Raw genomic sequence first — 12943 nt, 5'->3', positions numbered from 1 at the left:
TCATCCCTTCTTCCATAAAGTTCAAATCAATTGTCCCATTTCTTCGCCCGAAAGAATGACGCTAGCATTATGCTGATACCGCTGCACCGTGTTCATGCTGGTCCAACTCTTCAATATTTGATAACCTTCGGAGAGTTGGATCTTCCGCCCCCGGGAACGATGTCCATCCGATGCCAACAGATGCACAAGACCCTTCTGAACCATCGCTTTTGCGGTTTGACAAGCTTTTTTCCCCATATCACCCATAAGGCTTCCCGCCGTTATCTGAGCAAAACATCCCATCTCAATCCAAGTTTTCAGATGAACCATGTTTTTTTGAAGAGCTAAATTTCTCTCCGGATGCGCAATAATAGGGGTATAGCCGCTTGCTAACAACTCGCTCAAGATTTCTTCCGTAAAAATGGGAATATTCGATGGCGGAAGCTCCAGGAGGAGATATTTCCTTGAGTTATTAAGCCCCATGATTTCATTGGATTGCAACAAACTTACGATATCCGTGTGCATATGCACTTCCATGCCTGGATGGACTTTGACCGGTATACCGTACTGTACTAAAGCTTCTTGAAGCCGTTTTACGGACTCCAATACTTGAGTAGCAGGATTATGATAAATACCGTTCAGACTATGAGGAGTAGCGATTAGATCCGTAATCCCGTCACGAAACGCGTTTTGAGCCATTGAAACAGCTTCTGTCATGGAGGTTGCGCCGTCGTCAACGAAGGGCAAAATATGGCAATGAATATCGATCATATCATTGGTAATAGAGAAGTTTTTTCGATTTGTCTTGATTGAGAACCGCGCCATAAATGTTGGCACCGATTAAATCCAGTTGATTTTTTGCTTTTTTCACATGCTCTTGGAGCGTTTTCCCGGCATGGATAACCAGAACGACGCCATCCGCGTATTTCGCCAGTATTTTCCCGTCGGTAACCGGAAGAAGCGGCGGGCTATCTACAATGACCAAATCGTAGAGACTGCTAACATGCATCATGAAATCCTTCATCTCGTCCATTTCAAGCAGTTCGGCGGGACTATCCTGCGACATACCGCTCGTAAGTATAAACAGATTAGGTTGAACGGTTTCCAGAACGACTTCTTCCAGTTCTTTTCTCTTCATTAAGATGTCCGTCAGGCCAACTTCGTTGCTCTCGCCAAAAATTTTATGAATGTTAGGCTTTCGCAAATCGCAGTCTACCAATAATACGCTTTTGCCGGATTGGGCAAACGCCACAGCTAAATTGGAAACCGTGGTGCTCTTTCCCTCTTCAGGCAAAGAACTTGTAACGAGAATAACTTTAGCGTCCTCTTTCATCTGAATATATTGGAGATTGGTACGCAATGCTTTGTAGCTTTCGGAGACGGGGGATTTAGGGTCATCTAAGCAAAATAACTGACTTCTTCTCCTTGATCTTCTCATGTACGACCTAACCTCCTATCACTTCTGTAGCTTTCGTATTATGGGAACCCGTCCGTTTAATATTGATAGAACTATTGCTCGCGGTTGATTTGTATTTGCTAATCGATCCTAACACCGTCAGCCCTAATACCTGCTCCACCGTTTCTTCCGTCTTAAACGTCTTGTCGATCATTTCGAGGAACAAGGCAACGCCTATGCCGATACAAATGGATAAAGCTAAGGCTACCCCCATAATAAAGTAGGGACTTGGCGAAATCGTTCCTTGTACATATTCGGTATTCGCTTCATCAAGTATCGAAATATTTTCGATTTTCATTATGGTTGGAAGAATGTTGCGGAAGGATTGGGCAAATGCGTTAGCAATCATAGCAGCCCTCTCAGGATCGGAGTCGGTAACGGAAATAGCCGTGACAAGGGAGTTTTTTACGCCTTCCGTTTGAACGCTTTGCAGTAAATGATCGACGTTCATCTTTAAATTCAATTGCTGAATAACATCTAGAGCAATCTTCTTGCTCTTAATAATTTCTCCATACGTAGAGATGAGCTTTTCATTGGTAATAACATCATTGTAATCAATGCTATTGCCTAGATTTTGCGGCTGAACCAATAGTGTGGTTGTTCCTTCGTATTGGGGGGAGAGGGCAAAATAGCTAATCCCTCCGGACACTAAGAGTGAGATGAGCGCAAAAAGAATCAGCATTCGCACTCGCTTTTTTAGGATCTCCAATATATCCATTTTTTCAATTTCCATTAGAATCCTATCTCCTTTATCCGTAAGTCAAACTATTGTTGTACTTATATTGCTCAGCTAAATCCGCTGCTTCCCGCATACTGAGCGATTGCATGCCATATTCTTTTTTGCAATGGCTCACACAGGCCAGAACGTCTCTTAGTTGTGCTAAATTATCTTCTATTTCTCCCCCAAAATTATGGGGATGCCACCAAAGATGATAAATACGGCTCGACCTTGCGGCTTCCTTAATAGATCTGGTCATTCTGGCTACTTTCAATTTCTCGAAGATAGCACCTTGCTTCATATAAGGCCTAAAAAACCGGCTTGCAGGAATGTTGCAAAGGCCCGATGGCTCTACCACATCCTCCCAACGGATTAGGTGATTTCCCGTCAAGTTTAAATAACTGTCCGCCAATCGGTATGCTTTATCGCGGTAAGCTTGCTCGCTCCCGCTTCGCGGACGATAAATCCGATGTTGTTCGTTGCCTCGGAAGCACTGAACCCCGTGTTTAATCAGGAGCTCGTCATATTCCGGATTATGCTGGTTGCGAGGAAACACGATCGACTTCAGCTGAATCCCTTGCTTTTGAGCGATTTGAATGGCACTAATCAGATCAGCTTCAAAAGCCTGGCTGTTCTGCCCCTTCTCAAGACAGTAGTAATGCGAATAGGTATGGGTTGCAATCTCTTGACGCGGGGTATTACGGATCTGCTTAATTAATAAAGGAGCATAATGTAACGGATCATCCCCTTCCCCTTCGCCCATTTCCTCTTGGTAGGGATTCAAAGCATTGTTCAAATACTGCGGCTTTATCGTAGGAGCATACTGAAGAAATTCGCTCCGGGATCGTGCAAACAACATACCTACCGTAGCCCAGGTAGCTGAAATCTCGTATTCCTCAAACAGTTCAAGCATTCTTGGAATAACGATCTTTTCATTTCGCATGCGCTCTGCATACGGGCTGTCCTTGGTAATTATATCCCTCATTCCCCAAAGTAGTTCAAAGTCTATGGAGATTACGAAAGCTCCAAAATCGGGAACACGGCTCAACAAGAGTCACCTCATTTTTTCAACTGATCTCAATGGCTATCCGTTGCCATTCTTTTAAGTATGCGCTGCGGATTTAGCCATTTGCTTCATTTGGGACAAACGGTGGGAATACGTCTTCCATAGCCCTTCTTCAAGCCTTACTTTGGGCTCCCAGCCTAGTTGGATAATGGCCTGTTGATTATCAAGGCAGCTATGCATAATGTCTCCTGCGCGGGCAGGACGGTACTCGACTCTTGTTTTCACCTCGCAGCAATCCTGCAAGCTGGACACAAGCCTATTGATACTGGAAGGCTGCGAGGTGCCTATATTCACAATGACGTTATGCTCTGACAGAATGGCAGCGATATTGGCATCCGCAATATCTTCTACGAAGATGAAATCTCTCGTTTGTTCCCCGTCTCCAAAAATGATCAGCTTCTCTCCGCGCAGCAGACGGTCAACAAAAACGGCAACTACACCGCCTTCTCCGTCACTTGCCTGACGGGGACCATACACATTGGCGTACCGTAAAATACCGTATTTCAATCCGTACAGCTTGGCATATGTGCTTATATACAACTCAGGTACATATTTGGACACCCCATAACCGGACATCGGATGTTTGGGGTGGGATTCATTAATCAAAACCTCTTCAGGCGTGCCATAAATAGCAGCGGATGAAGCATAGACAAACTTTTGAACCCCGTACTTTACAGCCAGTTCAAGTATCCGAATAGTGGACAAGATATTGGCTGAAGCATCTTCAAGAGGTTCGTTAATAGAGTACTGGACATCCGTTTGCGCAGCCTGATGAACAATCACATCCGGTTGTTCCTTTGCTATAATCATCTCCATCTCATGCGATCGGATATCGGCATGATAGAATTTGGCGCCAATCGGAATGTTCTCAACTTCCCCTTTAGACAAATTATCAACGACAATCGTTTCCCAACCTTTCAAGAGACAACGATCAACAATATGGGAACCAATAAAACCAGCACCACCGGTAACAATGACTTTTTTAGGATGCATAGGAATTCAATCCTCTCTACATTTATAATTCCAATAATGAAACAGCGGCAGTGCCTGAATTCTTAATCGGACCTATGCTCAGCTGCACACAACATTAGATACAATATGTATCTACATAGTCAAAAAATGACTCAATCGCATCGGTTTGACCGGAATCAAACGAGAAGCAATTGTTAGGGGAAGCACCTTTCCTTCCTCCTTTAACCGATATCATAGATACACTTCGTATCCGATTTATACTTCTAAATTTAAGCTACATTTTGTAACAAGTCAATAAAAATTTCTATGAACACAAATGTAAAAAAGAAGCTTTCCATAAGTTTAGACAACTCGTGGAAAGCTTCTTTTTCAATTTTTTTCAGGCACATTGGACATACCGCTTACGTGATCAGGTAGTTATCCCATCTTGCCGCAGCTGCAGGTGAACCGCCGGTCAATAGCCTTACCCCCGTAACTCCGTTCGTTCCAAATATAGTCTGATTAGCTGAAGAGAGAGTATGCGAAATCTTTTGCGCGCCATCTACGCTAATCATTATTGTACTTGCGGTAACCGATACAGAAATGCGATAAGTCGTTTTGCTCGCCGTTGTTGCGCTTGCTGACGCTAATACTACATTGTTGTTCGCAATCAATGCCTCGAGCCTTAAGAAGCCGGACTGCAAATAGATTTTCATATGGTTATTGCTATCAACATATCGAATCATCAATTGAGGTACGGAGTAGTTGGTATTGTTGTCGAGCGTGCCAAGAACGTCCGCCGTAAGCGTGTAGTCACCTGTTACGGCAGGCAAGGTTAACTTTTCAGTATTTCCATTGCTTGCAGAGTAAAGCTGGTTGTTTGATATTCCCCATTTGCCGTTTTGCGCAACCCATGTTCCGCCAACTGTCGCTGCTCCTGCCGAGGTTGTAGAGTTTGCGCGGGTAAAAGTGTCGTACGCTTTCCCCGCAAACGCCCATGTCACCACTCCCCCATCGGATACGCTTGGCTTGAAAGGGATGCCTGACGGGGAATAAATCGTGCTGTTGGAAGTGCTGACACCGCTTTTACCCACGGCTTGCCAATCCGCTGAAGCCGCTCCTGAACCCGTAGCTACATAAGCCAGTTTTGAAGCTGTGTCCACATAAGTCTGGCCAATAAAATCACTGTTTACGGCTGGTTGTCCGCTCCCCTGCCTCCAAACGGCCCCAGCTTGATTCATGCCGGTTGAACCGTTCGCAGACAGCTGCGCCGGTGTTGTGCCTGTTTTGAAATAATTGGCTTCAGTTACTGGACTTGTGCAATTTTCTACCTGCAAAAGCCTTGACGTTGTTGCTGTATTTAGAAAACGATTGTATCGGATCATCACGTTCTGGCTGTAATAGAACCCTACGACCGCGTTACCGATAAACGTGTTATGCTCAACCACTAGATTATCCAGGATCGACGAAGCGACATTTGCCGTCCGGCACTCCATAATATTGCCCGTTAAAGTTCCAATGCTGCTGGAAGCCGATCCGTCCGATTTAAATCCTTGATTATAGTTGCGAATGCTGTTGTTGGCGATATGGATATGGCTATCGCCGCCATAGGAAACTTTGCCGATCCCATTCGTTGCGGTTGTGCCCGCCGTATCAATAAGCTGGTTTGCTGTTAGCCGAATGTTGCTAACGCCGCCATCAATGAGGATGCCGTGGCGTTTGGGGGAAATGATGTTGTTGCTGCTGAACGTAATGCCTTGGCTGTTCCAAACCCAAGCCGCCGCACCGTTGGTAGCGTTATCCGTTAGATCCAAACTTGTTGAATCTACCGTGTTTCCAACAAAGGAGATCTGCTCGTTTAATCCTTCTGCTGTACCCGAGCAGATCAACGCCGAACACCAGTTATTTGAAACGGTTCCATAAGAGCTGTTTTCGATGCGAATTTTTCCTTTTACCGCGTTGCTGGAAAATGTAAAGTTGCTCGATCCCCAAATATAAACGTCTTTAATGACGTTATTCCCGGTTATCGTTACGCGGCCCCCGCCATTGACTGGATTGTTGTAAGCAATCGCTCCGGCAATATTGCCGACTACATTAACATCATTAACTCCGAGTTCTTCTGCTTCAATATCTAGCTGGCCATCCATGACGTTTCCAATCATGCTGATTTGATCGCCCATAACAAGAGCGATAGACTGCCGGCCCGCATTAGAAATATAGCAATCCCGTATCATGATATTTTTCGATAAATAAGCCGGGTTCGCCATAGATCCGCCTGCTATCCATATCCCGTCTCCGCAAGTGTTTTTAATAGTAACGTTCTCAACGGTAATGTTGGCTGTTTCGCTATCCAAGCCTATACCGTGCATTTGATTGTCGGCCAAACCGATTGCGCCGCGATTACCGTCGATGGTAAGGTTGGAGATTTTGACGTTGCTGCAACGAATTAGCCGGATAACCATGTCCCAATCCACCGATGAAGGATGCAGCTTTAACACGCTGCCGGCACCCGCTCCAATGAGAGAGATATTAGACGGAATGGATATGTTTTTTACAACGTACGACCCTTTCGGAACATAAACCTGCCCAGCTCCTGCATTAATCGCAGCTTGGAACGCCGCCGTATCGTCTGACACTCCATCCCCAATCGCTCCGAAGTCCGTCACAACGGACGTATTCTTGTCAACTGCCAACTCCACCAACTCCTTGATAGAATTAATTTCTATTAATCTATTATATGTTGGGATACGGATACGGTGAGAGAGGATTTATGAATGAGAAAAAGAGACATCCCATAAGTTCGACGAACTTGTGAGATGCCTCTTTGGCTGTGTTTGCGTTAATATCTTAACCTTCCATGTGTAGATAAGCCCTCATGATAACAACAAACGCCATCTCTCTGGTTGCTGTACCTTTAGGATTGAATTGACCGTTGTAGCCTTCCATAATGCTTGAAGCTAAGAGTGAATCTACTTCAACTTGAGCCCATGGGGCGATCTGATCATGATCCTTGTAGAATGAATTGGCTACGTTTGATCCGCCCTTCAGCGCTCTTGCAATCATTACCGCCATTTCTTCTCTCGTAATCGTATCCTGAGGCTTGAATTGATCGTTATACCCTGTAATAATTCCTGCCGCATAAGCGGCATTTACATACGGATAGAACCATTTTGACGATTCAACATCATGGAAAGGGCTAATCTTATCGGTCTGCAGATTAAATACCTCAACCAAGAGCTTGGCAAATTCCGCTCTCGTTACCTCTTTTTTCGGATCCAACCTTCCGTTAAAACCTTCAATGAATCCTTTTTTTGTCGCTTGCAGAACAAGATCCTTTGCCCAGGAAGAAACATCTCCGCTATCCTTATAATAGTCTGCGAGTGTCTTAGCCCCATTCTCCGTTTCTTCCGTGCCTGGCTCTTCCCCTCCTCCGGGAACAACCTGTCCAAGATCGGCACCAAGATCTGTCGTATAACGCCACTGCACGACATCGCCTTGTTTCAGCTTATAGTTGCTTGCTCCATAATTCGGATAGACCCCGTTTACATTATACATCCAGCCGCTATTGTCGCCGTGATCGAATTCTCCGTCGCCGGCTATAGATTCCACATAGACACTGTTATATTTATTGGAGTAAGAGTATTCATATAGGATGCCGCGTTTATCTAGTTCTCGTTTAAATACATCCCAAGCGGTCTCGCCAGGCGTAAATTCTACCGTTGTTGGAGACAGAACATAACCTTTATTAATCGTCAGCTTGTCTATCGACAGCAGAGCGGTTGATTTGCCAGGCTCCGGTCCAACCACGCCTCCGTCGTCTTTGTTTTTAACCGAATAAACGGCAAAGTCCGTAAAATGATTCGTTTTGACGATAAGATCATTGCCATCTTCATACGCATATTCAGATGCGCCGCTCGCCAAACCCGCTTCATTGCTAGCAAACTTGTGAATAGCGATTGGTTGGCCATTGCGAATATAAACAACATGATTGCCCTTCATGCCTGCAAAGGTGATCGCAACAAAACCGTTCGTAAAGTTAATCGATTCCTCCCCGCCGACCGTAAAGTATTCCGTAATTGCATCTATTTGCTGATTTACGTCAATCAAACCCATTAAGCTTGTCTTAAATGCAACATCCTCTTTATTATTAGGCGAGATTAACTCAAGCTGTTTAGAGGAGCCGCTGCCATCCATAACTATTCCTTGAGGGAAGCTCAGAGAGACATGGCCTCTTGTAATCGACAACTGCGGTAGCGCTGCATTTGACGGCAATTCTATGAAGGTTTGCGACGTCGCTGGTACTGGCAGATCAATAGAAACATCCTTAGCCTGATCGGATTCATTCACGCGAATGGTGTAGTTACTTCCATCGTTAGGAATAACAAGCGAAGGTTCTTCAGCCGGAAGCGGTACGGTTATATTCGGCTTTGCGTCCTTAATGTCCACATCCGTCATATCATACAGGCTGGTTTTTCCCTGTAGGAAGCGATTGTACGCAACAAGCGCATAAGTCCCCTGGTCTGTCGCCATTCCATCCACATGACCGCCTTTTGGATGGACAAACCCTCCTGTTGGCGCAGCAAACGATAGTAAATTGTCGATCGCGGAATTCCCGTTCTTCATAAATCGCTTGTCCGTATGCGGATCAATCCCAAGACTCGTTAAGGCAACGATGACTTGCGCGACGCTTTGAACATTCTCATTGCCGGCGCTCGAGTAACCTCCGGATCCGTTCTGAGCCGCGGAAAGCCAGTTAAGAGCACGGTCTACAGCTGCCTTAACCTCTTCCTTGTTCTCATAATAAGGAGCCAGTGCTTGAATCGCCATCGCTGTCATATCAGGATCGGCCGTACCGGACAAGCTCCAGCCTCCACCCGCTACTTCTTTGCCAAGAATATAAGCAATGAGCTTGTCACGCGTTGTCTGATTCGCCGTAGTCTCTACTGTCGGGATATCATATTGATGACTGTCAAACGCGATTAACGCAAAGATTGGTCCGTTAATGCCTTGCTTGATGACATAATTAAAATCGGCTAAGGCCGCACTCATGTCATAGCCGGCTACATCCCGTATGTCTTGACCAATTGCCGTAAGAGCCAGAATAAGTCTGGAATGCTCCGTCCCCTTATTTCTATCCAATAATCCTTCCGGCTTGCTTGAGGTTTCGGGCATTAAGCCTTTAACTTCACGAACCATGTTGTAATAATACTTCGCGAAGTAGTTCTCCGGAACATCATAACCCGCGCGTGCAAGGGAAAGGACGCTCCATTCTCCCCCAGATGTGCCAAAGGTGGGATTGCTTACGTTTTCCGCTAGATATGCCAGCTGCTTGTCTAGTAATTCCTTAATAGGAAGCCAACGTCCCTGCTGTTTTGCACTGCTAAATAATGAATAGGATTGCTCCAGCGCGAGCACCTTGGCATTTACGGCCTCCTGGCTGGCGCTTTCATCGGCAACTAAAGCTTGCGCTTCCTCAATTAATGCCGAATACTGGCTGAATACTTCCTCCGTCACCCAATACTCGCTTTGCGGAATATCATTTCCGTCCGTACTTGCCTGAACAGAAGCCAATAGTTCCTTAGCGTCGTCAACAGCGAAGAGCAGTGTGGTCTTGTCTGCGGCTTTGGGCTCCGTCCCCTGAACAATAACAATTTCCGGAAAAATACTATAATAGCCTTCTTTGGCCGTTGCCGTGAAATTAGGGTTAGCTCCTGTAAGCGGATCAATCTCACGGTGAGCACCAATCGGGCTACCGAAAAAGCCTAATTTTATTCGCCCGTCCTTAAGACTATAGCTGCCTTCCAAATCCGCAGGCACCTGAAATACATTCAAGCTTTTGGCAAGGCTGTATTGACTTGCACCTGAAGTAACCAGTGCTTGCTCCGGCCCTGCACTAAAAATAATCTGTCCATTAAAATTATAGATGCCTGATAGCTTGTTGGCTGGGAATGATAGCTGATTGAAGCTTACTTTGACCTGATCTCCCGGACCAACCTTCTCACCGGGACGAGTCACATTGTCAATCGTTACAGTCAGCGGTCTAGCCGTCATCACCTGGTATTCAGCCAGACCGTCCTTTTCGACCTTCACGATGTTTCTGCCTTCCGTCAGCAGCACGCTGAAGGACCCGTCCGAGTTGCGCATGACATTCCTGGTAGAGAAGTTGCCGTCTCCGTAAGATGCCGTCCCCAATGCATGATCAATCTCCGGCCGAAGCACGCTCACTTCACTGCCGGCGGTAGGCGTAAACGTAAAGACCGCTCCCGGCTGCGTATCCAGGTAATACACACTGTCAATATCTGAATCAAATGCGCCATTCTGTAGATTATTGACACTATTGCCTGTCTTGCCTTCATTAGCCTTCTGATTACGTTCCTTGTTGCTCTCAATGCCGGTCGTGATCCCCGTCTCTCCTTGACCTACGGTAACCACAAACAAACCTACATTTTCCGGCCAAATGGCGCTAAATGCATTATTGGCTTCTTTAATATAGGTCGACCCATTCACCTTTAGCGCATCATAGGTTACTTTAACTATGGCCGTTCCATTCGCTTTTGCCCGAATTGTTGAATAGCCTCCAGGTTGCCCTTCAACAATGTCAATTACATTATCACCCGTTATGATTTCATAATGATAATCCGGTTCGAAGAAGTAGTTGTTTATGCCCTCGATTAATGCCTGCCAGCTCCGTAAAGGCATTAGCTTAAACTCTTCGCCAGGCGCTGCCAGCTTCAGATGATTTTGTTCATTAATATTGAGATAAATGTTGCCTTCCAAATAAGTATTCCGGTTTAAAATGGCATTGGGAGGAAGTACGTTTAATTGCTCCTGGGTAATCTCCATCGAGGCATTGGCTTCTGTCGCTTTGAACGTCCCGGTGTTGGTCAGCTTGCCTTCCTGACTTACCCGATAGTTGTATTCCTGGTTATTAACCAGCTTATAGTTAAACTTTTGTTTGCCGTCCACAACTGTTGTCGCCACTGGCTCTATCTCGGTAAAAGCAATAAAATGCTTAGTTTTACTTCCTACAAATAACGACGCGCCTTCCGGTACAGTAAAGCTAATTTCACGCGATAACGGAACACTTGCGCTAATCGTTTGTGCGGAGGACGATAAGGTAACCGTAACGCTATTGGCTAGCTCAATGTATCCTTCAGCCGTACGCGCTTCGCTTGGGGAGAAAGAATAATAATACGTATGCCCCGTAGCAACAAGTACAGGAGCTTGACCAGTGGCCGTTATGGCTCCAACTGTCAGTGAAGTGTCGTTTGGACTATCCTGCCCCACCTTGACCATATAGTCTTGGTTCACGATCCATCCCGAATTGCTCGCCTTCAAATTTAATTGGCGAAGTTCAAAGATTTGATCCTGTTGCGTCGTAACGGTCACCTTGCCGCCGCCAACACCATTTCCGTTAGCATCAAAGCCTCTATAGCTATAGTCGCCTGCAGGCAGCGCGGTATTATAGATGTTATATGTCCCTGCTTCGGCCGCGCCGATGTCTACACGCTGATCTTTCGCATTATAGAGCTCTAGCGTGGCGGTTTTTGGCGCTACCTTAAACGACACATTAAACTTAGCGCTTTCTTCAAGCAAACCTTTTTGTTTCGCTTCATTTAAGATCGTTATCGCCTGATTAAGTGCCAGTACCTTGGCATCTACGGCTTCTTGAGAAGCAGTGGAATCCGCAATTAATTGTTGGGCGGACACGATAACTTCTGTCAGTGCATGAAGAACCGTATCGTCTACCCAGTACTCGGTTGTTCTGACATCCGAACCGTCTGTACTCGCTTTCACGGAATCTTTGGTTAACTCCGCTTGTTGAATAGCTGCTTCTAATTCAGACTTATCCAACTCCTTGTTATCATCCATAGCTTTCGATAGATCTGCTAAAGCCGTATTAACGACAGACTGATCGCTCCCCAAGTCCGTAAGGGCATCATAGGCGTGATCGTAAGCAGCTTGCACCACAGTATCAGCTAAAATATCGGATTTATTTGGACTGCTGTTAATCTCAGCCACTTTCTCCGTTAAGGCATCCTTGTTCGCAGTTTGGATAAGGGCGTTACCGCCATCTTCGTTGCTACCCAAATCTCGTCCTAATCCATAGACGGTATATTGCCAGCGAATAACATCTCCATCCATCACATAAGCGTCCGATGACCCTACATTCGGAAACGAATTATTTACCGCATACATCCAGCCAGATTCTTGAGTATAGTCAAATTCGCTTAACCAATCCGCATTCGCCCTTGAACCGATCTTTCCGGCTCCACCTATGGCTTGCTGGATGTAGGCAGGTATTTCGACTTGTCCGGCATCAGGATCATATACGCCCGACAGGTAGAATCTGTTGTCTACGCTGCCTACACTGCGGTAACTTCCTTCCCCCAAAACCTCAGTTACAACATCGGATACCCTGTCTCCCTCATGATAAGGGACACGAACCGGATCCAAGATGTAGCCTTGTCCAAGCGTAAATTTCTCAACCGTTATCGTGACATACCCATTTGTACTTTCAACCTTAGAAGTTGCTTCAGCAGCCCATACAGCTGATGGACTGAATAAGGTCATGAGCATCATAATGGCGAGACATGCTGCTATGTACTTTTTTTCTATCTTCCGCTTCAACATGATAAATCTATCTCCTCTTTAGCTTCATTTTGCCGAACAAAAAAACACCTCTCACAAGTTAAGGTGAAAGGTGTTCTACAGACGCAAACAGCCATGCTTAAAAAAAAGCATAGTAACCCCCTCTCTTTTCATCCGCGTG

At 45.7% G+C, this 12943-nt stretch carries 7 protein-coding genes; all 7 read right to left on the bottom strand.

Going from position 1 to position 12943, the window contains the following annotated elements; translation table 11 throughout:
* Positions 1-21 precede the first annotated feature (21 nt).
* On the bottom strand, positions 22-750 hold the full coding sequence (locus QQK89_RS03475) for a tyrosine-protein phosphatase (RefSeq protein WP_284237101.1): 729 nt from the start codon (positions 748-750) through the stop codon (positions 22-24).
* Position 751: 1 nt separating this feature from the next.
* Positions 752-1417: a CpsD/CapB family tyrosine-protein kinase gene (locus QQK89_RS03470; protein WP_284237042.1), complete on the bottom strand. Its 666-nt coding sequence runs from the start codon at positions 1415-1417 to the stop codon at positions 752-754.
* A gap of 7 nt (positions 1418-1424) precedes the next feature.
* Positions 1425-2168, bottom strand: coding sequence for a YveK family protein (locus QQK89_RS03465; protein ID WP_284237041.1), 744 nt, complete (start codon positions 2166-2168; stop codon positions 1425-1427).
* Between the two features lie 16 nt (positions 2169-2184).
* Positions 2185-3204, bottom strand: a complete 1020-nt coding sequence (locus tag QQK89_RS03460) for a polysaccharide deacetylase family protein (RefSeq protein ID WP_284237040.1) — start codon at positions 3202-3204, stop codon at positions 2185-2187.
* 51 nt (positions 3205-3255) lie between these two features.
* On the bottom strand, positions 3256-4212 hold the full coding sequence (locus QQK89_RS03455) for an NAD-dependent epimerase/dehydratase family protein (protein WP_284237039.1): 957 nt from the start codon (positions 4210-4212) through the stop codon (positions 3256-3258).
* Positions 4213-4592: 380 nt separating this feature from the next.
* A complete protein-coding gene (locus QQK89_RS03450; RefSeq protein WP_284237038.1) occupies positions 4593-6863 on the bottom strand; it encodes a right-handed parallel beta-helix repeat-containing protein in 2271 nt (756 codons plus the stop codon).
* Positions 6864-7017: 154 nt separating this feature from the next.
* Complete coding sequence (locus tag QQK89_RS03445) at positions 7018-12804, bottom strand: S-layer homology domain-containing protein (RefSeq protein WP_284237037.1); 5787 nt, start codon at positions 12802-12804, stop codon at positions 7018-7020.
* Between the last annotated feature and the right edge of the window lie 139 nt (positions 12805-12943).

This window comes from Paenibacillus glycanilyticus (genome assembly GCF_030161375.1).
Classification (GTDB): Bacteria; Bacillota; Bacilli; order Paenibacillales; family Paenibacillaceae; genus Pristimantibacillus; species Pristimantibacillus glycanilyticus_B.
This window is presented reverse-complemented; position numbering and strand designations above follow the sequence as displayed.

Coding starts and splice junctions, on each gene's coding strand:
- QQK89_RS03475 (WP_284237101.1), bottom strand. CDS start 750: ATGATCGATATTCATTGCCATATTTTGCCCTTCGTTGACGACGGCGCA.
- QQK89_RS03470 (WP_284237042.1), bottom strand. CDS start 1,417: ATGAGAAGATCAAGGAGAAGAAGTCAGTTATTTTGCTTAGATGACCCT.
- QQK89_RS03465 (WP_284237041.1), bottom strand. CDS start 2,168: ATGGAAATTGAAAAAATGGATATATTGGAGATCCTAAAAAAGCGAGTG.
- QQK89_RS03455 (WP_284237039.1), bottom strand. CDS start 4,212: ATGCATCCTAAAAAAGTCATTGTTACCGGTGGTGCTGGTTTTATTGGT.
- QQK89_RS03445 (WP_284237037.1), bottom strand. CDS start 12,804: ATGTTGAAGCGGAAGATAGAAAAAAAGTACATAGCAGCATGTCTCGCC.